The following is a 22,775-nucleotide window of genomic DNA, read 5'->3' on the forward strand; positions in this document are numbered from 1 at the left end:
GAGTTTTCGCCAGGAGTTTTCGGAAGGCCGCCTTACTGGGCGGCCTTTTCCATGGGCTCGTCACTGACCGGGAAGACCACGCTGACGCGGGTGCCCGTGGGGCCGGTCTCCAGCACCGGGTCGCCACCGAGTTGCTGGGCCGAGGCGCGCAGCACCTTCAGCCCCAGCCCGTGCCCGTCGTCGGCGCCCTCCGGCATCCCGGCGCCATCGTCGGAGCAGCTCAACTGAGCCATACCGCCGCCGAGCGAGCGGAGCTCGAAACTGACCACGCCGGGGCGGTCGTCGGGGAAGGCGTGCTTGATCGCGTTGGTGCCGAATTCGTTCAGGATCGTCCCGATCGAGGCCGCCTTGCGGGATCCCGCCCATAGCGGGTCGCAACTGGCGCGAATCGTCACCGTCTCGGGGGCGGAGCGGCCCAGCAGGATGCAGACATTCTCGGCAAAGCGGGCCACGTCGATCTGCGCGCCGGATTCGGTCAGGTAGAGTTGTTCGTGCAGCGCGGCCACGGTCTCGATCCGGATACGCGCGGTATCGAGCGCCTCTCGCACGGTCTCTTCCAGCGTGTGACGCGACTGCATCCGCATGATCGCCGTCACCGACTGGAGCGAGTTCTTCACCCGGTGATCGACCTCGCGCCGCAGCACGTCAGCCGTGTTGAGCGCCCGTCGCAGGTTGAGCTGCGCCATCACCTGATCGGCCATCACCCGCATGGTGCGCCGCTGCAGATCGGTCAGGACGCGGGGCTTGCGGTCAAGGATGCAGAGCGTGCCGATCGGCAGGCCCTCGTCGCTCTTCAGCACGGCGCCCGCGTAGAAGCGCATGGAATCGTCCTTGATACACAGGGGGTTATCCGCCGTGCGCAGGTCGGACAGCGTGTCGTTGATCTCGAGGAAATCGCCGTCGAGGATCGCATGGGCGCAGATCGACCGCTCCATGTCGGTCTCGCTGGCGCTCATGCCGACGCGGGCCTTGAACCACTGGCGGTGCTCCTCGACCAGCGAGATCAGGACCACGGGGCACTCACAGATCTCGGCCACGAGAGTGACGACCTCGTCGAAGGCGCCCTCGGGCGGCGTGTCGAGGATCCCGTAGGACTGCAAGACACGCAGGCGTGCGGCTTGTTGTGGATGCGGTTGCGCTTTCATCCCGGGACTTTCGAGTGGAACTGGGCCTTTGGCCATGGTGGGAAACCGGGGCACCAGACCGAAAACCGGCGGGCCGTAAAGAGCACTGATAAGAACACGATGTTCAGGGCTACCAGTTAACACCGGGGGGGACCATAGGTGCAAGGCCATGGGCGCTCTGCTGCTCATCGACTGGCAGAAATGGTTAACCGGGACCCGTCAACCGGGCCAGAAGCTCTGCCGCGTTGCGGACCTTGAACTTGCGCAGCAGGCGGGCCCGGACGTCCTCCACCGTGCGGGGCGACAGGCCGAGGTCACGGGCGATCTGCTTCGAGGTGCTGCCCCGGCTGAGGCCTGAGATCACGTCGCGTTCGCGCGGTGTCAGCTCCGGCCCCGGTCGGGCGTCGCCGAGGGGCGCATAGGTCATGACGATGCGCGACAGGGGATCGTCGGGGGCCAGCGTCCGGGCCCGGAAGCGGCACCAGAAGCGGCTGCCGTCGGTGCGACGCAGGATCCGCTGGTCGGTATAGGACCCGCCGCCGCGGAGCGCCGCGAGGCCCACGTCGCGCAGCCGGGCGAATTCCGCGTCATCCTCGTAGAGCACCCGGAAGCTGCGCCCGAGCAGCGTTGCCCGCTTTACCCCGATCATGCTGGCGAAGGTCAGGTTGCAGGCCCGGATGATCCGATGCTGGGCCAGCACGATGCCCACCGGCGCCATGTCGAAGGCGGCCTCGGCGAAATCTTCGGGGATCATGGCCTCTGCTCCGGGTTGTGTGAACTGTACCGTGAAACTACGGTATTGATACCGTAGCTTGCGCTCAGCATCTTGCGCCAGACCGAAAACGCCGCCCGAGGGTGGCCGGGCGCAAGGATGTGCCCATGATGCGGGGGAGGCGGCATGAGGAGGATGCCGCTTCCCCGGGCAGGGGCGCTGCGAAGACCGCCGCGGCGCAGGCCGGGGAGGGGATCAGGAAAGGTTCAGGGGGACGGCCCTTCGGGGGTGCTGGATCTGTCCGGAGAACCGGGGAAATATGTCGGCATCGACGACAGGATGGAATCCGCGCGGAAAGGAGCATCGCCACTCTGCCCCACGCGCGCGGCGACAACGCCTGACGGCCCGTCTACAAGGGTCGCATGGAGACAACAGGGAGTAACCCGATGATGTTCAAACCTTTCCGCACCGGTCTGGTGAGTGCGCTGGCCCTCGCCGGTGCCGTGAGCGCCGCGCAGGCCGATGGCAGTCTGACCGTAGCGATGCAGCTGGAGCCGCCGCACCTCGATCCCACGAGCGCGGCCGCTGCCGCCATCGACAGCGTGCTCTACTCCAACGTCTACGAGGGGCTGACTCGCTTTGCCTCCGATGGCTCCGTCGTGCCGGGCCTTGCCCGCTCGTGGGACATCTCGGAGGACGGGCTGACCTATACCTTCCACCTCGCCGAGGGGGTGACCTACCACGACGGCTCTGCCTTCGATGCGGAGGACGTGAAGTTCAGCCTCGACCGGGCCCGCGCCGAGGACAGCACCAACCCGCAGAAGGGGCTCTTTGCCGCCATCGACACGGTCGAGGTCACCGATCCGCTGACCGTTGTGGTGACGCTCTCCAAGCCGACCGGCAGCTTCCTCTTCAACATGGCCTGGGGCGATGCGGTGATCGTGGCGCCGGAAAGCGCAGACACGCTGCAGACCACGCCGAACGGCACCGGCGCCTTCAAGTTCGCGGACTGGGTGCAGGGGGACCGGATCGAACTGGTGAAGAACCCGGACTACTGGGGCACCCCGGCCGTTCTGGACGAGGCGACCTTCAAGTTCATCTCGGACCCGACCGCAGCCTTCGCCGCCGTCATGGCCGAGGACGTGGATGTCTTCTATTCCTTCCCCGCGCCCGAGAACCTGCCGCAGTTCGACATGGACCCGCGCTTCAAGGTCCTCGCCGGGTCGACCGAGGGCGAGACGATCCTCGCCATGAACAACAAGCTGCCGCCGCTGGACGATGTCCGCGTCCGCGAGGCCGTCGCCCATGCCATCAACCGGCAGGAGATCATCGACGGTGCCATGTTCGGCTACGGCACCCCGATCGGCAGCTTCTTCCCGCCGCACAACCCCGATTACGTCGACCTGACGGGCCTGTCGGACTATGACCCCGAGAAGTCCAAGGCGCTGCTGGAAGAGGCGGGCGTCACCTTGCCGATCCGGCTCAAGATGACCCTGCCGCCGCCGTCCTATGCCCGGCGCGGGGGCGAGATCATCGCGGCCCAGCTGCGGCAGGTCGGCATCGAGGCCCAGATCGAGAACGTCGAGTGGGCGCAGTGGCTGGAAACCACCTTCCGCGGCAAGGACTACGGGATGACCATCGTCAGCCACGTGGAGCCGATGGATATCGGCAGCCTCGCCAGCCCCGACTACTACACCCAGTACGACAACGCCGACTTCCAAGCCGTGATCGAGGAGCTGTCCGTCACCGCGGACCCGGCGCAGCGCTCCGAGCTCTTCAAGCAGGCGCAGACCATGCTGGCCGAGGACTACGTCGCGGGCTTCCTGTTCCAGATGGCCCTGCTGACGGTCGCAAAGACCGAGGTCGAGGGGCTCTGGGTGAACATGCCGACCCCGGCGGTGGACCTGACTGCCGTGCACTGGGCCAACTGACGCGGTCCCGGGGCCGGTCACGCCTTGGGCATCGGTCCCGGGCCGGCCGTCCCCTTCGGCCCCTCGGGGCCGCAAGCAATTCCCGCAGTCCCTCGGGGCTGCACGTGATCAAAGCGGCCCGCCAAGGCCGCCCCTGAACCCCGACTGATCCGCCGCGCGGGCCCCCGCCCGGCGGATCCTTTTCTCTCTCAAAGGGTCCCTGACCCGCCCCCAGAAGAAGACCTGTCCGACCCGTATGTTGCGCTACACCCTCTCCCGCCTCCTCTCGCTGGGCGTCAGCCTCGCGGTGGCTTCGGTGGTGATCTTTCTTGCCATCGAAGTGCTGCCCGGCGATCCGGCGGCCTATATGCTGGGCCTCAATGCCCAGCCCGACACGCTGGCCGCCCTGCGCGATGAGCTGGGCCTGAACGGCTCGCTCTGGGAGCGCTATGCCGATTGGGTCGGCGGGATGCTGCGGGGGGACTTCGGCACCTCCTACACCTACCGCTCATCCGTCTCCGAGATGATCGGAGAGCGGCTCTGGGTCTCGCTGCCGCTGGCGCTCTACGCCCTGACGCTCTCGACCGTGATCGCCTTCCCGGCGGGCATCTGGGCCGCGGCCCGGCGCGGCAAGGCGGCGGATGTGACCGTCATGGGCGTGACCCAACTGGGTGTGGCGATCCCGAACTTCTGGTTCGCCATGCTGATGGTGCTGGTCTTTGCCATCAACCTGCGCTGGTTCTCGGCCGGGGGCTTCCCGGGCTGGGACAAGGGCTTCTGGCTCTCGCTCAAGGCGCTGACCCTGCCGGCCATCGCGCTGGCCCTGCCGCAGGCCTCGATCCTCGCGCGGGTCATGCGCTCGGCCCTGCTCGACACGCTGAGCGAGGATTTCATCCGCACCGCCCGCGCCAAGGGTCTCACCAAGGGGCAGGCCCTGCGCCGCCATGCGCTGCGCAATGCGCTAATCCCCGTGCTGACGATCATCGGGATGCAGTTCTCCTTCCTGCTGGCGGGGGGGATCATCATCGAGAACGTCTTCTTCCTGCCCGGCCTCGGGCGGATGATCTTCCAGGCGATCTCGGCCCGTGACCTGATCGTGGTGGAAAGCGTCGTCATGCTGCTGGTCTTCGCCGTGGTCCTCGTGAACTTCATGGTCGAGCTGGCCTATGCCCTCGTCGACCCCCGGCTGAGGGCCCGCGCATGAGCACCGCCGTGACAGAACGCAGCCTCGGCGCGCAGATGCTGCGCAACCGCAACCTGCTGATCGGCGGCGCGCTCACTGTCGTCTTTGCCGCCGCAGCGCTGATCTCCTTCCTCTGGGTGCCCTATGCCGTGGACGGCGTGGACATCGCCAACAAGATCAAGCCACCCTCCGCCGCGCATCCCTTCGGCACCGATCACTTCGGGCGGGATATCCTGTCGATGATCATGGTGGGGGCGCGCACCTCCATCGCCGTGGCCATCGTCGCGGTGGGGATCGGGATGCTCTTCGGCGTGCCCCTCGGCCTCTGGGCCGCGGCCCGCAAGGGCACCCTGCTGGACGAGGTGATCATGCGCGGCAATGACCTTGTCTTCGCCTTCCCCTCGCTGCTGATCGCGATCATGATCACGGCCATTTTCGGCCCCTCCGCCGTCAATGCGATCATCGCCATCGGGATCTTCAACATCCCCGTGTTCGCCCGCCTGACACGCTCGGGCGCGCTGGCCCTGTGGCAGCGGGATTTCATCCTTGCGGCGCGGGTCGCGGGCAAGGGATCGGCGCGGATCTCGTTCGAGCATATCCTGCCCAACGTCGCGAACCTGCTGATCGTGCAGGGCACGATCCAGTTCTCGTTGGGCATTCTGGCCGAGGCGGGCCTGTCCTACGTCGGTCTTGGCGCGCAGCCGCCGATCCCGTCCTGGGGCCGGATGCTGGCCGAGAGCCAGACGATGATTTCCTTCGCCCCGCACATGGCGCTCTTTCCGGGTCTCGCGATCCTGCTGACGGTGCTTGGCCTGAACCTCATGGGCGACGGTCTGCGCGATATGTTCGACCCTAAACTGCGGCGGGGACGCTGATGAGCCTGCTGGAGATCTCCAACCTCGACCTCGACATTCACGGTGCGCCCATCCTGCGCGACGTGTGCCTCTCGGTCGCGCCCGGCCAGATCGTCGGCGTGATCGGGGAAAGCGGCTCGGGCAAGTCGATGACCGCCTTCACCGTGCTGCAACTGCTGCCCGAAGGCGCGCAGGCGCGCGGGCAGGTCACGCTCAACGGCCACGACATGCTGAGCCTGAGCGAGGCGCAGCTGTGCCGCCTGCGCGGCAACGAGGTGGGCATGGTGTTCCAGGAGCCTATGACGGCGCTGAACCCCATCCGCACCATTGGCGAGCAGGTGGCCGAGACGATCCTGATCCACGAGAAGGTCTCGAAATCCGAGGCGATGGCCCGGGCGCGCGAGGCCCTGAACCGGGTTGAACTGCCCGAGGACCGCTTCCCGCTCAGCCGATACCCTTACGAGCTGTCAGGCGGCCAGCGGCAGCGCGTGGTGATCGCCATGGCCATCGCCCTGCGGCCCAAGCTGTTGATCGCGGATGAGCCGACGACGGCGCTGGACGTGACCACGCAGGCACAGATCCTTGCCCTGTTGACGCGGCTGGTGCGCGAGGACGGCATGGGGATGCTGATGATCACCCATGACCTCGCCGTGGTGGCGGACATGGCCGATGACATCGTGATCATGCAAAAGGGCCGCGTGGTGGAAACCGGGCCCGCCGCGACGCTGTTCGAGACGATGCAGCATCCCTATTCCAAGGCGCTGCTGGCCGCCTCGACCCATGCGCCCGACCGCGAGGATGGCACGACCGAACAGCCCCTGCTGACCGTGCGCAACGTGGTCCGTGCGTATTCGCTGCCGCGCAAGACGCTCTTCGGCGCGCCGGGGCAGGTGCAGGCGGTCAAGGGCGTGTCCTTCGATCTGAAACGGGGAGAGAGCCTTGGCCTCGTGGGCGAGTCGGGCTGCGGAAAATCGACCCTGACACGGGCCATTCTGGGTCTGGAGCAGGTGCAGGGTGGCGAGATCCTGTTCGACGGCCAGCCGGTGTTTACAGGGCATGCCGCCAACCGCGCGGTGCGCCGCCGGATGCAGGTCGTCTTCCAGGATCCCTACGGCAGCTTCAACCCGCGCCACAAGGTTGCGCGCCTCGTGACCGAACCCTTCCACCTGCTTGACGCGCCCCCCACCGGGGCGGCGCGCGCGGCGGCGATTGCCGAGGCGCTGACCTCGGTCGGGCTGTCGCCGGAGGACCAGCACAAGTACATCCACGAGTTTTCCGGCGGGCAGCGCCAGCGGATCGCCATCGCGCGGGCGCTGATCATCAAGCCTGACCTGATCATTCTCGACGAGGCGGTTTCGGCTCTGGATGTGCAGGTGCGGGCGCAAATCCTCGACCTGCTGGCGGACCTCTCCAAGCGGTTCGGGCTGACCTATCTCTTCATCTCCCACGACCTCAGCGTCGTGCGGGCCATCACCGACCGGGTGCTGGTGATGAAATCCGGTGAATTCGTCGAGCGCGGCCCCACGGCGCAGGTCTTCGACGCGCCGCAACATGACTATACCAAGGCCCTGATCGCCGCGGCCCCCCGGCTGCCGGAAGAGGCCTGATCACTTCAAGGAAGACCCCATGAAAGAGCTCTGGTTCGACCCCGCGAAATGCCTGATCGGCGGTGAGTGGACGGCCCCCGCCGGCGGTGGCACGCTGCCGCTTTACGATCCCTCCACCGGGGCGGAGATCGGCGCGATCGCCCGCGGCACCGCGCAGGACATCGACGCCGCCGTGGCAGCGGCAGAGGCGGCCCATCGCGGCGCATGGGGCCAGACGCCCGCGTTCGAGCGTGGCCGCCTGCTGATGAAACTGGGCCAGATGGTGCTGGAGAAGGCCGACGTGCTGGCCGCCATCGAGGCCGCGGACGTGGGCAAACCCCTGAAACAGGCTCGTGCCGATGCGGTGGCGCTGGCGCGCTACCTCGAATTCTACGGCGGGGCGGCGGACAAGCTGCACGGGCAGACGATCCCTTTCCTTGACGGCTACACCGTCTATACCCTGCGCGAACCGCATGGGGTGACCGGCCATATCGTGCCGTGGAACTACCCGATGCAGATCATCGGGCGCTCCATCGGCGCGGCGCTGGCCACGGGCAACGCCTGCGTGCTGAAACCGGCGGAGGATGCCTGCCTGACGGCCGTGGCCTTTGCCGATCTGGCGTTGCAGGCCGGGCTGCCGGCGGGTGCGCTGAACGTGGTGCCGGGGCTGGGGGCCGAGGCGGGCGCGGCGCTGACCGGCCATCCGGGCATCCACCACATTTCCTTCACCGGCTCGGTCGGCACGGGCATCGCCGTGCAGAAGGCCGCCGCCGACAATGTCATCCCGGTGACGCTGGAACTGGGGGGCAAGTCCCCGCAGGTGGTCTTTGCCGATGCGGACCTCGAGGCGGCGCTGCCCTTCCTTGTGAACGCAGGCATCCAGAACTGCGGCCAGACCTGCTCGGCCTCGTCGCGCATTCTCGTGGAACGGTCGCGCTATGACGAGGTCGTGGCCCGGATGGCCGAACGCTATGACGCGCTGCGGGTGGGCCGGGCGGTGGATGACCTCGACGTGGGGCCGCTGATCTCGGCCAAGCAGCAGGGCATCGTCTCGGGCTTCATGGGCCACGGTGCCGACCTCGAGGTGGCGGGTCAGGCCAAGCTGGGCGACCTGCCGGGCGGCGGCTACTACGTTGCGCCGACGCTCTTTGCGGGCGCGACCGGGGCACACAAGCTGGCGCAGGAGGAGATCTTCGGCCCCGTGCAGGTGGTGATCCCCTTCGAGGGCGAGGAAGAGGCCGTGGCGATTGCCAACGGCACCGACTATGGCCTCGTCGCCTCGGTCTGGACCGACAGCGGGGCGCGGCAGATGCGTCTGGCCAAGGCGATCCGTGCCGGTCAGGTTTTCATCAACAATTACGGCGCGGCGGGGGGCGTGGAACTGCCCTTTGGCGGCACGGGCAAATCGGGCCACGGGCGCGAGAAGGGGTTCGAGGCGCTCTATGCCTTCACCTCGCTCAAGACCGTTGCGGCCTATCACGGCTGAGGAGGAGTGATCATGAGACTTGAGGGCAAGACGGCCATCGTCACCGGGGCGGGCTCGGGCTTCGGGGCGGGTATCGCCAAGCGGTTCGCCGAGGAGGGCGCCAAGGTGCTGGTGGCCGACCTGAATGGCGACGCGGCCGAGGCCGTCGCCAAGGAGATCGGCGGCATCTACTGCGAGGCGGACGTCGCGGACCCGGAGGCCGTGGCGATCATGGTCGGCATGGCCGAGCGCAACTGCGGCCCGGTCGATATCCTCGTGAACAACGCGGGCACGACGCATCTGCCGAAACCGATGGACGAGGTGACGGAGCAGGAGTTCGACCGGGTGTTCAACGTGAACTGCCGGTCGGTCTACCTGCTGGCCAAGGTGCTCGTCCCCAAGATGAAGGCACGCGGCACGGGGTCGATCGTCAACATCGCCTCCACCGGCGGGGTCAGCCCGCGGCCCAACCTGACGTGGTACAATTCCACCAAGGGCTGGATGAACACCGCGACCCGGGCCATGGCGGTGGAACTGGCGCCCTTCGGGATCCGGGTGAACGCGGTGAACCCTGTGGCAGGCGAGACGCCCCTGCTGAAAAGCTTCATGGGGCAGGACACGCCCGAGGTGCGGGCCAAGTTCCTCTCCACCATCCCGATCGGGCGTTTCTCGACGCCGCAGGACATCGCCAACGCGGCGCTCTACCTTGCCTCGGACGAGGCCTCGATGGTGACGGGCGTCTGCATGGAAGTGGACGGCGGGCGCTGCATCTGAGCCCGGTTCAGACGCATACATCCGAGTATAAGATCAACCGCCGGGCGATTGCCCGGCGGTTTGCTTTTCAGGCCGGATAACGTCGGGAAAGATTCGTTCCCGGTCGAAAAATGCCGTGTTGACAGGGCTATCGGTGCCCCTCACCATCGAATGAAGACGGAAGAGCGCCGCGGGAGGGCGGCAGATTCACGTTCGGGAGGACATCCATGAAGACTACCATAGCGGTCGGCGCCCTGATGGCGCTCGGCCTGGCGACGGCCGGCCATTCAGAGATCACCATCGCCCATATCTACGGCAAGACAGGCCCGCTGGAGGCCTATGCCACCCAGTCCCACAACGGGCTAATGATGGGCCTCGAATATGCCACCGAGGGGACCATGGAGATCAACGGCGAGAAGATCGTCGTGATCGAGAAAGACACCCAGATGAAGCCGGAGAACGGCAAGGCCCTGCTGGAAGAGGCCTTCGGCGACGATGACGCCGACATCGCGGTGGGCCCTGTCTCCTCCGGCGTGGCGCTGGCGATGCTGCCGGTGGCCGAGGAATACGAGAAGATCCTGCTGGTGGAGCCCGCAGTGGCGGATTCGATCACCGGCAGCGACTGGAACCGCTACATCTTCCGCACCGGGCGCAACTCCTCGCAGGATGCCGTGGCCAATGCCATCGCGCTGGCGGGCGACGACGTGAAGATCGCGACGCTGGCGCAGGACTATGCCTTCGGCCGCGACGGGATCTCTGCCTTCAAGGAGGCACTGGAGGGCAGCGGCACCGAGATCGTGCACGAGGAATACGTGCCCACGGACACCACCGATTTCACGGCGGCGGCGGAGCGCATCTTCAACGCGATGAAGGACCTCGACGGGGAGAAGAAGCTCTTCGTGATCTGGGCCGGGGCCAACAACCCGATGTCCAAGGTCAACGCGATGGACCCGTCGCGCTTCGGCATCGAGATCGCGACCGGGGGCAACATCCTCGCCGCGCTTTCGGCCTACAAGGAATTCCCCGGCATGGAGGGGGCGACCTACTACTACTACGAGAGCCCCAAGAACCCGGTGAATGACTGGCTGGTGAAGGAACACGAGGCCCGTTTCGGCGCGCCGCCCGACTTCTTCACTGCCGGTGGCATGGCGGCCGGTCTCGCCATCGTGGAGGCGATCCGCAAGGCGGGCTCCACCGAGACCGAGGACCTGATCGCCGCCATGGAAGGCATGGAATGGGAGACGCCCAAGGGCAAGATGATGTTCCGCCCGGAAGACCACCAGGCGCTCCAGTCCATGTATCACTTCAAGATCAAGGTCGAGGACGACGTTGACTGGGCCATCCCTGAGCTTGTGCGCGAGCTCACGATCGACGACCTGCCGATCCCGGTGCGCAACTAGTGGTTTAACGAGTGCTGAGGGCGCCGGTGCTGCTTCCGGCGCCCGTTTTTCATGCCCTCTCCCTGCGGCGGTCCCCTCATGACGCACGAGATCCTCACGACCCATGACCTGACGGTCCGGTTCGGCGGCCACGTTGCCGTGGATCACGTGACCTGTGCCTTTCGCACCGGCGAGCTGACGGCCATCGTCGGGCCGAACGGGGCGGGCAAGACGACCTATTTCAACCTCATCTCGGGTCAGATCCCGGCCTCCGAGGGGCGGGTCATGCTGGCGGGGCGCGACGTGACCCGCGCCTCCGTCTCGGCCCGCTGCCACGCAGGGGTCGGCCGGGCCTTCCAGCTGACCAACCTGTTTCCCGATCTCACGGTGCTGGAGAATGTCCGCCTCGTGATCCAGTCGAAGGCGCGGCGCGGCTTTTCGATCCTCTCGACCGCCGCCTCGCAGGTTGCCCTGACCGAGCGGGCCGAGGCGGTGCTGGACCGGGTTCGGCTGACCGCACAGGCCGGGCAGAAGGTGAGCGCGCTGTCCCACGGCAACCAGCGCAAGCTGGAGGTGGCGCTGCTCATCGCCCTCGATCCGCTGGTCTACATGTTCGATGAGCCCACCGCGGGCATGTCCGTGGACGAGGCCCCCGTGGTGCTGGACCTGATTGCCGAGCTGAAGGCGCAGAAGGACCGGACGATCCTTCTGGTCGAGCACAAGATGGACGTGATCCGCACCCTGGCCGACCGGATCATCGTGCTGCACAACGGGGCACTGGCCGCCGACGGGGCGCCCGCGGAGGTCATGGCCTCGGACGTGGTACAGGAGGCCTACATGGGCCGCGATCTGGCGGAGCTGGGGGCATGAGCGATCCGATCCTGCGTCTGGAAGGCGTGCAGACCGATATTGCCCAGTATCACATCCTGCAGGGGGTCGACCTCGAGGTGCCGCGCGGCAAGGTGACCATGCTCTTGGGGCGCAACGGCGTGGGCAAGACCACGACGCTGCGCACGATCATGGGCCACTGGCGCGCCAAGGCCGGGCGGATCACCTTTGACGGTGCGGACATCACCGCGCGGCCGACCCCGGCCATCGCCCGGTCCGGCATCGGCTTCGTGCCCGAGAACATGGGCATCTTCGGCGACCTGACGGTGGAGGAGAACATGGTCCTCGCTGCCGTCTCGGGCCGGATCGACCCGGCGCGGCGCGACTGGATCTTCGAGGCCTTCCCGCCGCTGCGCACCTTCTGGAAAGGGCCCGCGGGCACGCTGTCGGGCGGTCAGAAACAGATGCTCTCCATCGCGCGGGCGATGATCGAGGAGCGCAGGCTCTACCTGATCGACGAGCCCACCAAGGGGCTGGCCCCGGCCATCGTGACCACCATGGCCCGCGCCCTGCGGGAGCTGAAGGAGGCCGGTGCCTCGATCCTGCTGGTGGAGCAGAACTTTGCCGTGGCGCGCGCGCTGGGAGATCTGGTGGCGGTGATGGACGACGGACGGGTGATCTGGAGCGGCGAAATGGCGGAACTGGCCGGGGATGCCGGGTTGCAGGAACGGCTGATGGGGCTGTCGATGGAGAGCGGGCATTGAAGATTTCGGGCCTCCGGCGGGGATACTTGGGAACAGTGGATGAGAGGGCCGGCGCGCCGCTGCGCGGTTGGCGGTTCGGGATAGGGGGCGCGGCATGAGCCTTGCGCCCGATCACGCGCCGACCATGGCGCGCAAGAGCCTGGCCGAGCGGCTGGAACCCTGGGCCCCGGTGCTGCTGGTGCCGGTGATGGTCCTGCTGGGCTACCTGGCGATCCCGGCGACCTCGTCGTGGCTGACGTTGACGGTGAGCGGGCTGGCCATGGGGATGATGATCTTCATCATGGCCTCGGGGATGACGCTGGTCTTCGGGCTGATGGACGTGATCAACTTCGGCCACGGGGCCTTTGTCTCCATCGGGGCCTTCGTGGGCGTTTCGGTCCTGATCTGGCTGGGCGGCATGGCAGGGGCCCCCTCGCTGGTGCTGAACCTGCTGGCCATGGGAGCCGCGGCCATCGCGGCGATGGTGGTGACCGGCGGTGTCGGCTGGGCCTTCGAGAAGGTCATCGTGAAGCCGGTCTATGGCGCGCACCTGAAGCAGATCCTCGTCACCATGGGCGGGCTGATCGTGATCGAGCAGCTGATCGTCGTGATCTGGGGACCGGAAGAGATCTTCATCCGCCGCCCCGAGACGCTGCAGGGCGGGCTGACCTTTGCCGGGGCCGCGATCGAGAAATACCGGCTGCTGGCGGTGGGCGTGGGGCTGGTACTGTTCCTCGCCATGCGCTTCGTGCTGCGCCGGACCAAGATCGGGCTGATCGTGCGCGCGGGCGTCGAGAACGGCGAGATGGTCGAGGCACTGGGCTACCGGCTGCGGCTCGTCTTCGTGGGCGTCTTCATCGCGGGCTCGGCCCTGGCCGGTCTGGGCGGTGTCATGTGGGGCATGTACCAGGAGTTGATCACCGCCCACATGGGACAGGAGGTGATGATCCTGATCTTCATCGTGGTGATCATCGGCGGGCTTGGCTCAGTCGAGGGCTGCTTCATCGGGGCGCTTCTGGTCGGGCTCTTGCAGAACTACATCGCCTTTCTCGAGCCCAAGGTGGCGCTGATCTCCAACATCGGGCTGATGGTGGCGATCCTCATGTGGCGCCCGATGGGCATGATCCCGGTGGTGAAGGCAAAATGATCGCGACGCTTCTTTCGGGCGATGCGCCCCGGTCCCGCGTGCTCTCGCTCCTGCTGCTGGCGGTGCTGGTCTGTCTCGCGCTTGCGCCCTTCCTCTTTCCCGGCACGCGGTCGCTGGATACCGCGGCGCGGATCTGTGTCTTCATCCTGCTGGTGGCCTCCTACGACCTTCTGCTGGGGTACGGCGGGATCGTCAGCTTTGCCCATACGATGTTCTTCGGCATGGGGGCCTATGGTGTCGCGCTCTCCTGCGAGTATCTCGGGCGGAGCTGGGGGGCGCTGGCCTTCGGCATCGGCGCAGGCAGTGTGGCGGCCATCGCGGCGGCCTTCCTGATCGGGCTCTTCTCGCTGCGCGTCCGGGCGATCTTCTTTGCCATGATCACGCTGGCCGTCGCCTCCGCCGTGGCGGTGCTGGTGAGCCAGTTGTCGCAGATCACCGGGGGCGAGGACGGGCTGAACTACCAGATCCCGCGCGCCCTGACGCCCGCGTTCAAGTTCATGGACGAGCCGGTCTTCGGCGTGCGGATGAACGGCAAGCTGCTGAATTACTACGTGGTCTTCGCAGGGTCGCTGGTGGGCGTGCTCTTCCTGCTGCGCGTGGTGAACTCTCCCTTCGGCCGGGTGTTGCAGGCGATCCGGGAGAACGATTTCCGCGCCGAGGCGATCGGCTATCGCGTGGTGCAGTACCGCGTCGCCGCCACCTGCCTGAGCGCCGCCATCGCGGCCTTTGCCGGGGCGCTCTACGCGATCTGGCTGCGCTATGTCGGGCCTTCCACCGTGCTCTCGATGGAGATCATGCTGGATATCCTGCTGATGGTCGTCATCGGGGGCATGGGCACGATCTATGGCGCCGTGCTGGGGGCCACGCTCTTCGTCGTGGCGCAGAATTACCTGCAGGAACTGATGGGTCTGGCCGAGGGCGCCTTCGAGGGGCTTCCGATCCTGCCCGCGCTGCTCTCGCCCGACCGCTGGCTGCTCTGGCTCGGGCTGCTCTTCATCCTCTCGGTCTATTTCTTTCCGACCGGAATCGTGGGAAGGCTGCGCGACGGGAGATAGAGGAGGAACGCGCCCGCCGGGGGACCGGAGGGGCGCGGGAGGAAGATCATGCGTATCGGATTAGCCCTGCTGTGCTTCGCCTATGTGCTGAGCCAGTTCTACCGCACGTTCCTTGCGGTGCTGACGGGCCCGCTGGCCGAGGATATCGGCGCGGGGCCCGAGGACCTGGCCCTGGCCTCGGGGCTCTGGTTCCTGGTCTTCGCGGCGATGCAGGTGCCGGTGGGTTCCGCGCTGGACCGGGTCGGGCCGCGGCGCACGGCCTCGGCGCTGCTGCTGGTGGGCGGCGGGGGCGGGGCGCTGGTCTTTGCCGTGGCGCAGGCGCCCTGGCATGTCTCGCTCGCCATGGCATTGCTGGGGGTCGGCTGTGCGCCGGTGCTGATGGCGGCCTACTACATCTTCGCCCGGGTCTATCCGCCGGCGCTCTTCGCCTCGCTCGCCGCGGCGGTGCTGGGGATCGGGACGCTGGGCAACCTCTTTGCTGCCATGCCGGTGACCGCCGCGGCCGAGACGATCGGCTGGCGCGCGACCATGTGGGTGCTGGCCGCGGTCAGCGCCCTGACGGCGCTTGGCATCGGGGTGCTGGTGAAGGATCCGCCGCCCGCGCAGCAGGGCACGGGGGGCTCCTTCCTCGACCTGTTCCGGATCCCCGCGCTCTGGCTGGTGTTTCCCATCGCCATCGCGAACTACGCCCCCGCCGCCGGGGTCAGGGGCCTCTGGATCGGGCCCTACCTGCGCGAGACCTACGGGGCGGATCCCGCGACCGTGGGCTGGGCCGCCACGGCCATGGGGTTGGCGATGATCGCGGGCAGCTTCGCCTACGGGCCGGCGGACCGCTGGTTCGGCACCCGGAAGTGGGTGATCTTCACCGGCAACGCGGGCGCGCTGCTGGCGCTCGTGGCGCTGATCCTGCTGCCGCCGATGGGCACATGGACCACCACGGCGTTCTTTGCCCTGCTGGGCTTCTGCGCCGCCTCCTACCCGCTGGTCATGGCCCATGGCCGCGCCTTCGTGCCCGATCATCTCGCCGGTCGCGGCGTGGCGCTGCTGAACCTGCTGGCCATCGGCACTGTCGGGCTGACGCAGGTCGCCAGCGGCCGGCTCTACAGCCCCGGGATCACCCCGCCCGAGGCCGCCTTCCAGCCGGTGCTGCTGCTTTACGCGGGGCTTCTGGCCCTGGCGCTGGCGATCTACCTGCTGGCGCGCGACCGGACGGACTGAGGGGCCGATCCGAGGGGCGGCCCGGGCCCCCCGATTTGACTTTGCACCCCACCGGTCCATTTTCTTGCCTCGAACATCCCGGGAGGTGCGGGGGGCTGGCCCCCCGCGCTTCTCTCAACATGCGTGGGTCCCGCGATGCGCCCTTCCTTCACTGGCGCCTTCGCGGTATAGACCCGCGTCCCAATGCGAAAGGAGTCTATCCAGATGGGCTACAAAGTCGTCGTCGCAGGTGCCACGGGTAACGTGGGCCGCGAAATGCTGAACATCCTCGCCGAGCGGGAATTCCCCGTCGACGAAATCGCCGTACTTGCCTCGCGCAGGTCGCTTGGCACCGAAGTCAGCTTTGGCGAGAAGACACTGAAGACCCAGGACCTGGATACCTTCGACTTCACCGGCTGGGATATCGCGCTCTTCGCCGTGGGCTCGGGCCCGACGAAGGAATATGCGCCGAAGGCCGCCGCCGCGGGCTGCGTGGTGATCGACAACTCGTCGCTCTACCGCTACGACCCCGACGTGCCGCTGGTGGTTCCGGAAGTGAACCCCGAGGCCGTGGACGGCTACGCCAAGAAGAACATCATCGCGAACCCGAACTGCTCGACCGCGCAGATGGTCGTGGCGCTGAAGCCGCTGCACGACCGGGCCAAGATCAAGCGCGTCGTGGTCTCGACCTACCAGTCGGTCTCCGGCTCGGGCAAGGAAGGCATCGACGAGCTCTGGGATCAGACCAAGTCGATCTACAACCCGACCTCGGAATATGAGCCCAAGAAGTTCACCAAGCAGATCGCCTTCAACGTGATTCCGCATATCGACGTCTTCATGGAAGACGGCTCGACCAAGGAAGAGTGGAAGATGGTCGCCGAGACCAAGAAGATCGTGGACCCGTCTATCAAGGTCACCGCGACCTGCGTGCGCGTGCCGGTCTTCGTCGGCCACTCGGAATCGATCAACATCGAGACCGAGGAGTTCCTCGACGAGGACGAGGCCCGCGATATCCTGCGCGAGGCCCCCGGCATCATGGTGATCGACAAGCGCGAGGACGGTGGCTACGTCACCCCGATCGAATGCGTCGGCGACTACGCTACCTTCATCAGCCGCATCCGTCAGGACAGCACCATCGACAATGGTCTGAACTTCTGGTGCGTCTCGGACAACCTGCGCAAGGGCGCGGCCCTGAACGCGGTCCAGATCGCCGAGACGCTGGGCAAGCGGGTGCTCAAGAAGGGCTGATCCGCGGGATCGGTTCTCTGCAAGATTTGAGGAAAGGGCGGCGCATTGCGCCGCCCTTTTCGTGTGCCGCGGGCGGGGAGGGGGGCTGTCTGCCCCCCGGGCGCTGACGCGCCTCCCCCCGAGGATATTTCGGAACAGTGGATGGGGTGGGTGGTTTCTCGCCGGGTGACGCTGGGGCCGCAGGGGGGCAGTTGACCGGGGCGCGGGGGACTCCCACAAAAAGGTCATTTGCTTGTGATGCGGTGGCGGCGGAAGGCTGACCGTTACCCTGATGGAGAGGTCGTCATGCGTTCGTTTCTGATTTTGCCCCTGGTTTTGCCCCTGCCCCTGGTGTTTCCCCTTGCCGCGCTGGCGGAGGATTTTTCCGTCTCCGGCGCCATCGGTGGTGTGACCGTCTATCCGGACGGGGCCAGCATTACGCGGGCCATCCCCTATTCCGTGCCCGCGGGCAGCCATCGCCTGATCGTGGCCGAGATCCCCGAGATCGCGGCGGGCCTGCAGGCGCGGCTGACCGGTGCGGGCGAGGTGACCCTCGGCGCGCTCAGCTATCGCAGCGACCTTGTGCCGCCGCGCACCACCGAGGACAGCGCGGCGCTGGCCGCCGCCAAGGCCGAGGTAGAGCGGCTGGAGACCGTGGTCCGGGGCCGCGAGGACGCGGTGGAGACGATCCGGCTGGAGGCGCGTGCGGCGCAGGCGCGGATCGCCTTCCTGACCGGTCTGGGACAAGCCGACGGCATCGGCGCCTCGGGGATCGAGGCGCTGCGGGCGCTGTCGCAGATGGTCGGCGAAGAGGTCCTGAGCGCCGCGCAGGCGGCACAGGCGGCCGAGCAGCGCGCTGCGGCGGCCGAGCGGGACATGACGGAGGACCGCGAGGCGCTGGAGGATGCCCGGCAGGCGCTGGCGGCGCTGGAGACGGAGCGCGAGGACCGGACCTACCTGACCGTGGCGCTGGAGGCGGGTGCGCCGTCGGAGGGCGTGCTTGAGCTGACCTATACGACACCGCAGGCGGGCTGGCAGCCGGCCTATGGCTTTCACCTGACCACCGGGGAGACCCCCGCGCTGGAGGTGGAGCGGGCGGCCTACGTGCGGCAGGACACGGGCGAGAACTGGGACGGCGTGCAACTGGTCCTCTCGACCAGCCGGCCCTCCGGGCAGTCGGCACCGGGCTACCTGACGCCGGAGCGTCTCTGGGCGCAGGATCCGGAGCAGGTGGCGCGGGCTGCCTCGGCGGGCAGCATGAAGATGCTGGACGCAGCGCCGGCGCCGGTGCTGGCCGAGATGGCCGCCGCGGGCAGCTACGACGGTCTGACGATGCAGTACAGCTATCCGCAGCCGGTGGATATCGCCAGCGGGGCCGACAACCTGCGGCTGGCGCTGGATCGGCTCGACATGACGCCCGAGGTTTATGCCGGGGCGGTGCCGCGGCTGGATGCGACGGCCTACCTGATGGCGCGGGTCACCAATACCTCGGGCGAGATCCTCGCCCCCACGGACCGGGCCGATTTCTATGTCGACGGGGCCTTCGTCGGGCAGAACTGGCTCGACCTCGTGCCGGCGGGCGACGAGGTGGAACTGGGCTTTGGCCCGATCGACGGCCTGCGGCTTGAGCGCGTCATCGAGGGGCGCAGCGAGGGCGGGCGCGGCTTCGTCTCGCGGGCGAATGGCCGGGACGAGGCCGTGACGATCACCCTGCGCAACCTCACGCCACGGGACTGGACGGTCGAGCTGACCGACCGGGTGCCCTACTCGGAGCAGGACGACGTGAAGGTCACCTGGGAGGCGCAGCCTGCGCCTGCACGGCAGGACATGGACGGACGGCGCGGCCTGCTGGGCTGGGACATCGACCTGCCCGCCGGCGAGAGCGCCGAAGTCACGTTGCAGAGCAACGTCAGCTGGCCGAAGGAGAAGGTCCTGCGCTGAGGCGGGCGCGGGGTGCCGCGTGACACGTGACGCCCGACATGGATCCGGCATGGACCCAGCGTGGAGCCGTCCGGGAACCCGGGCAGGTCCGCGCAGGCCCGGGTGATCAAACAGGGTAGGGATCGGGCGCGGCTGCGCCCGACCGCAATGCGCTGACCGGGTTCAGACGGTCTTGAACGACTTGTCCGCGGGCACGTATTGCTCCACCCCGCCTTCGCCGATGTCGTTCCACAGGCCGTGGAGCGTCAGGTCGCCGGAGTTCACCGCCGCCTCGACGAAGGGGAAGGTCATCAGGTTCTCGAGGCTGACGAGCACCGCTTCCTTCTCCAGTGCGCGACGCTGCTGGTCATAGTCGGGCAGGTCCTTGACCCGTTCGTAGCCGGGGCGCAGCAGGTCCATCCAGCGGCCGACGAAGCTGGATTTCTCCTCCAGTTCCGGCGCGTGGCCCGAGCACATGTCGAGGCAGCCCTGCACGCCGCCGCAGTTCGAATGGCCCATGATGACGATATGCGCCACCTTCAGCGCCGTCACCGCGTATTCCACCGCGGCCGAGGTGCCGTGCTGGTTGCCATCGGGCTCATACGGCGGGACGAGGTTGGCAATGTTGCGGTGGATGAAGAACTCGCCCTGGTCGGCGCCGAAGATCGAGGTCACGTGGACTCGGCTGTCGCAACAGGAGATGACCATCGCGCGGGGGCGCTGTCCCTCGTCCGCCAGTCGTTTGTACCAGGACTTGTTCTCGGAGAATGTCGTGGCTTTCCAGCCGTGGACCCGCTGGACGAGGTAGGACGGCAGGGGCTTGGCGTGTTGCATGGGATATCCTTCTTCTGGGGGCCTTCACGAGGCTCTGGCGCAGAGCTTATAGGATGCGTTGTGGCGGAGTGAAAATAATTTGCCATGAAATAAAGAGAAAGCCCGGCTTTGCTGCAATGATTTGGGAAGACCTGACCCGCATTCTGCGCCTGCCGTGGGGGCGAAATGGTGGATGGACGTGATGGTGGGAAAAGTTCTGTGCCTGTCACAGAGGGAGCAGGTGGGCGTCGATCCGCTGCGGCTGGACCAGCTCTATGGCCAACTGGGCGAGTCCGGCGCGGAGGAGGTGATCTGCCGCGCCATGGAGGAGCTGGCCCTGCGCCTGACGCGGGCCGAACGGCTGTTCCGGCAGGGTGACTTGGCCGAGCTGCGCAAGGGCGCAAGGGGGTTGGCGGCCATCGCGGACCAGATCGGCATGACCGGCCTGTCGCTGGTGGCCGCTGACGTGAAGACCTGCATCGACGCGGGCGATCCGGTCGCGCTCTCCGCCGTCATCGCCCGGCTGATGCGGATGGGAGAGGGCTCCCTGACCGAGGTCTGGGACATGCAGGACCTGTCGCTCTAGGCCGCGTGCGACTGATGGTCTGCGCAGGGCCTGAGAGGGGGCTGCGACATCGTGACCCTGCCTTGCATCGCCCGGGGCGCATGCGATGTGAGCGGCGCCAGCCGTCGTCGTCGGGCCACGGCCGTGGGCGGGCGACAGGGCAAGCCATGCAGGGACCTGTCGCAATCCGCTCGTGTCTCAGCCGCCGCGGATCAGGTCGTCTTCCTCCTCGGAGGCGTCGAGGCCCAGCTCGGCCAGACCGTTTTCGAGATGGTCCGACAGGTGCGGCGTGCCGAGCAGGTAATCCACCGTGGGCGTCGTTGCCTCGTTCTTCGCAGTCTCGATCGCCTCGTCGAGGTCGGCCGCGGTGAAGCTGTCGCGGCCGATCCACATGACCGCCACGAGGCTGGCCGCCTCATCCTCGTTCAGGTCTTCGAGGAAGCCGCGCAACTCGCGCTCGGCCCGTTTCAGCTCGCGGGCCATGAGGATCACCTGGGCGATCTTTCTGACGGAAATCTCTAGCATGACACACCTCCTGTACCGGCGCCCCCGGCGGACCTCGCAGGGGGCCGGACCGGGCGCCGTCCGGGCAAGGGCGCACCGGACCTGGGCATCATGATAGCAGATCGTGCCGCCGACTTTGATATTTCGCAAATCCCTCCGCGAAATACAGCTTTGCGGCGTGTTTCTTGCGGGCTTTGTTACGGGCCCTTAGTGCTGATCGATGCTGTCGACCCGTCGGGTGGCCTTCAGGAGTTCCGGGCGAAGACCGGGAAGTAGAGCCAGCTGGGCAGGAAGCGCCCGAAGCGGAACAGCAGAGAGAAACCGAAGGGGAAGGAGCGCGAGAAGGTGTCGCCGCACATGTGCTCGAAGACCTCGTGGGCGGCCTTCTCCGGCTCCATGATCGCGGACATGGCAAAGTCGTTCTTGGCGGTCAGCCGGCTCTTGATGAAGCCCGGGTTCACCAGCTGCACCTTCACGCCGGAATTGCGCAGATCCGCATGCAGGCTCTCCGCCAGCCCCATGAGACCGGCCTTGGTGGCCACGTAGGGCGCGGCACCGGGCAGGCCGCCAAAGGCGGTGAGCGAACTGGTGATGACGATGTGGCCTTGGTCGCGGGCCACGAAGCTCGGCAGCACGGCACCCACGGCGCGCATGGCACCGGTGAAGTTGACGTCGGCCATCGCCTCGGCCTGTTCGGAGTTCCATTCCTTCGCGCCGAAGGGCCAGTAGACCCCGGCGAGGTAGACCATGCCGTCGATCTCGCCGATGTGGTGCGCGGCGGCTTCCAGCGCGGCGCGGTCGGTCACGTCCACGGGAAAGATCGAGGCGCGGCCGGGCAGGCTGTCGGCCACGGCCTGCAGCGCGGTCTCGTCCCGGGCCGAGAGGATCACTTCCGCCCCCACGTTGCTCAACTGCCGCGCAAGCGCCGCGCCAAGGCCGTCGCTGGCCCCGATGAGCCAGTAGCGTTTGCCGGTCCAGTTCTCGAACATGGGGTGTCTCCTCAGCTGCTGTGTCCCCCCCTGAAACGCCGGGGGGCCGGGCCCGGTTCCCTAGCGAGAGACCTCGGCGGCGGGCGGTTCGGGTCGTCGGCGGTATCTTGCGCCCTTCAGTTTCAGCTTCAGCGCCTGCCAGAAGATCAGCGCCAGAACCCGGCGCGACCCGACGGGCCGGCGCAGGCAGGCGGTGAGGATCCCGCGGCTGGTCAGGGGTTTGCGCGGCCCGGTCAGCGTGGCGATCAGCCCGCCGTTGCCGGCGGTGAAGTCGATGCGGATGCCGATCCGGTCGGGGCGGATGTCGAAGCGGAAGTCATAGCCGCCCTCGATCGGCTGGAAGGGCGAGACGTGGAAGATCTTGCGCGCCTTCAGGCTTTCGGCGGCGGTGATCGGCTCCAGATCGTCGCGGTGCACGAGGTAGGAATGCCGGTCGCCGAAGGTGTTGGAGACCTCGGCCACCACCACCCGCAGGCGCTCCTGCGCATCATGGCAGAGCCAGAAGGACACCGGGTTGAAGACATGGCCCAGCAGGCGCGGCTGCGCCAGCAGCAGCACCCTGTCGTCCCCCGGCAGCCCGTGCGCGGACAGCACCTCGCGCAGCCATGCCACGCCGCGCCCCTGCTTGGGCGCGCCCCCGTGGTCGCTGTCCCGCAGCCCGGCCAGGTTGGCGCGGTTGCGCGAGAAGAGCCGCGGGCGGTCGTACTCCGCGTCCGGGTCCAGCAGCACATAGTCGATGGAGTAGCGGAAGGCATTCTCCACCGCGCCCTTGCGGCCGTGCCATGTATGGCCGGGGATATGTTCGGGCCGGGTCATCGTGG

At 67.4% G+C, this 22,775-nt stretch carries 21 protein-coding genes; 15 read left to right on the forward strand and 6 right to left on the reverse strand.

Annotated elements, in window-relative coordinates; genetic code table 11:
- Positions 1–32: 32 nt before the first annotated feature.
- The gene (locus ACX9MO_RS08570) at positions 33–1,145 is read right to left on the reverse strand and encodes a histidine kinase dimerization/phosphoacceptor domain -containing protein (protein ID WP_462214219.1); all 1,113 of its coding nucleotides are present in this window, start codon (positions 1,143–1,145) and stop codon (positions 33–35) included.
- Between the two features lie 184 nt (positions 1,146–1,329).
- The gene (locus tag ACX9MO_RS08575) at positions 1,330–1,878 is read right to left on the reverse strand and encodes a helix-turn-helix transcriptional regulator (protein ID WP_462214220.1); all 549 of its coding nucleotides are present in this window, start codon (positions 1,876–1,878) and stop codon (positions 1,330–1,332) included.
- Positions 1,879–2,282: 404 nt separating this feature from the next.
- Here ACX9MO_RS08575 and ACX9MO_RS08580 point away from each other — a divergent pair, with 404 nt between their 5' ends.
- The 14 genes from ACX9MO_RS08580 (at position 2,283) to ACX9MO_RS08645 (ending at position 19,104) form a co-directional block, all read left to right on the forward strand.
- The gene (locus ACX9MO_RS08580) at positions 2,283–3,767 is read left to right on the forward strand and encodes an ABC transporter substrate-binding protein (protein ID WP_462214221.1); all 1,485 of its coding nucleotides are present in this window, start codon (positions 2,283–2,285) and stop codon (positions 3,765–3,767) included.
- 235 nt (positions 3,768–4,002) lie between these two features.
- Positions 4,003–4,950, forward strand: a complete 948-nt coding sequence (locus tag ACX9MO_RS08585) for an ABC transporter permease (RefSeq protein WP_462214222.1) — start codon at positions 4,003–4,005, stop codon at positions 4,948–4,950.
- Positions 4,947–5,804, forward strand: coding sequence for an ABC transporter permease (locus tag ACX9MO_RS08590; RefSeq protein ID WP_462214223.1), 858 nt, complete (start codon positions 4,947–4,949; stop codon positions 5,802–5,804). Before ACX9MO_RS08585 ends, ACX9MO_RS08590 begins: the two co-directional genes overlap by 4 nt.
- A complete protein-coding gene (locus ACX9MO_RS08595) occupies positions 5,804–7,390 on the forward strand; it encodes an ABC transporter ATP-binding protein (protein WP_462214224.1) in 1,587 nt (528 codons plus the stop codon). Before ACX9MO_RS08590 ends, ACX9MO_RS08595 begins: the two co-directional genes overlap by 1 nt.
- A gap of 19 nt (positions 7,391–7,409) precedes the next feature.
- The gene (locus ACX9MO_RS08600) at positions 7,410–8,855 is read left to right on the forward strand and encodes an aldehyde dehydrogenase family protein (protein ID WP_462214225.1); all 1,446 of its coding nucleotides are present in this window, start codon (positions 7,410–7,412) and stop codon (positions 8,853–8,855) included.
- 12 nt (positions 8,856–8,867) lie between these two features.
- A complete protein-coding gene (locus ACX9MO_RS08605; RefSeq protein WP_462214226.1) occupies positions 8,868–9,608 on the forward strand; it encodes an SDR family oxidoreductase in 741 nt (246 codons plus the stop codon).
- A 206-nt stretch (positions 9,609–9,814) separates the two neighbouring features.
- A complete protein-coding gene (locus ACX9MO_RS08610) occupies positions 9,815–10,987 on the forward strand; it encodes a substrate-binding domain-containing protein (RefSeq protein WP_462214227.1) in 1,173 nt (390 codons plus the stop codon).
- Positions 10,988–11,065: 78 nt separating this feature from the next.
- Positions 11,066–11,836, forward strand: coding sequence for an ABC transporter ATP-binding protein (locus ACX9MO_RS08615; RefSeq protein ID WP_462214228.1), 771 nt, complete (start codon positions 11,066–11,068; stop codon positions 11,834–11,836).
- Positions 11,833–12,558 (forward strand): ABC transporter ATP-binding protein, encoded by a 726-nt coding sequence (locus ACX9MO_RS08620; protein ID WP_462214229.1) that lies wholly within the window; start codon positions 11,833–11,835, stop codon positions 12,556–12,558. The genes ACX9MO_RS08615 and ACX9MO_RS08620 overlap by 4 nt, the downstream gene beginning before the upstream one ends.
- Before the next feature lie 94 nt (positions 12,559–12,652).
- Positions 12,653–13,684 carry a branched-chain amino acid ABC transporter permease gene (locus tag ACX9MO_RS08625; RefSeq protein WP_462214230.1) on the forward strand — a complete coding sequence of 344 codons (1,032 nt, stop codon included), beginning with the start codon at positions 12,653–12,655 and terminating at the stop codon, positions 13,682–13,684.
- A complete protein-coding gene (locus tag ACX9MO_RS08630; RefSeq protein ID WP_462214231.1) occupies positions 13,681–14,739 on the forward strand; it encodes a branched-chain amino acid ABC transporter permease in 1,059 nt (352 codons plus the stop codon). The genes ACX9MO_RS08625 and ACX9MO_RS08630 overlap by 4 nt, the downstream gene beginning before the upstream one ends.
- Positions 14,740–14,787: 48 nt before the next feature.
- On the forward strand, positions 14,788–15,957 hold the full coding sequence (locus tag ACX9MO_RS08635; RefSeq protein ID WP_462214232.1) for an MFS transporter: 1,170 nt from the start codon (positions 14,788–14,790) through the stop codon (positions 15,955–15,957).
- A 204-nt stretch (positions 15,958–16,161) separates the two neighbouring features.
- A complete protein-coding gene (locus ACX9MO_RS08640; RefSeq protein ID WP_222490709.1) occupies positions 16,162–17,184 on the forward strand; it encodes an aspartate-semialdehyde dehydrogenase in 1,023 nt (340 codons plus the stop codon).
- A 315-nt stretch (positions 17,185–17,499) separates the two neighbouring features.
- A complete protein-coding gene (locus ACX9MO_RS08645) occupies positions 17,500–19,104 on the forward strand; it encodes a DUF4139 domain-containing protein (RefSeq protein ID WP_462214233.1) in 1,605 nt (534 codons plus the stop codon).
- A 162-nt stretch (positions 19,105–19,266) separates the two neighbouring features.
- On the opposite strand, the gene ACX9MO_RS08650 is transcribed toward ACX9MO_RS08645, so the two are convergent.
- Positions 19,267–19,917 carry a carbonic anhydrase gene (locus ACX9MO_RS08650; protein WP_222490707.1) on the reverse strand — a complete coding sequence of 217 codons (651 nt, stop codon included), beginning with the start codon at positions 19,915–19,917 and terminating at the stop codon, positions 19,267–19,269.
- Positions 19,918–20,098: 181 nt separating this feature from the next.
- Between ACX9MO_RS08650 and ACX9MO_RS08655 the strand changes: the two genes are divergently transcribed.
- The gene (locus tag ACX9MO_RS08655) at positions 20,099–20,482 is read left to right on the forward strand and encodes a hypothetical protein (protein ID WP_462214234.1); all 384 of its coding nucleotides are present in this window, start codon (positions 20,099–20,101) and stop codon (positions 20,480–20,482) included.
- Positions 20,483–20,659: 177 nt separating this feature from the next.
- On the opposite strand, the gene ACX9MO_RS08660 is transcribed toward ACX9MO_RS08655, so the two are convergent.
- The 3 genes from ACX9MO_RS08660 to ACX9MO_RS08670 all read right to left on the reverse strand — a co-directional run bounded on the left by ACX9MO_RS08660 (position 20,660) and on the right by ACX9MO_RS08670 (position 22,770).
- Complete coding sequence (locus ACX9MO_RS08660) at positions 20,660–20,986, reverse strand: DUF3775 domain-containing protein (RefSeq protein WP_222490705.1); 327 nt, start codon at positions 20,984–20,986, stop codon at positions 20,660–20,662.
- A gap of 224 nt (positions 20,987–21,210) precedes the next feature.
- Positions 21,211–21,954, reverse strand: coding sequence for an SDR family NAD(P)-dependent oxidoreductase (locus tag ACX9MO_RS08665; protein ID WP_462214235.1), 744 nt, complete (start codon positions 21,952–21,954; stop codon positions 21,211–21,213).
- A gap of 60 nt (positions 21,955–22,014) precedes the next feature.
- Positions 22,015–22,770: a DUF1365 domain-containing protein gene (locus ACX9MO_RS08670; protein WP_462214236.1), complete on the reverse strand. Its 756-nt coding sequence runs from the start codon at positions 22,768–22,770 to the stop codon at positions 22,015–22,017.
- Positions 22,771–22,775: the final 5 nt, after the last annotated feature.

It is taken from the genome of Pseudooceanicola profundus, assembly GCF_054919315.1.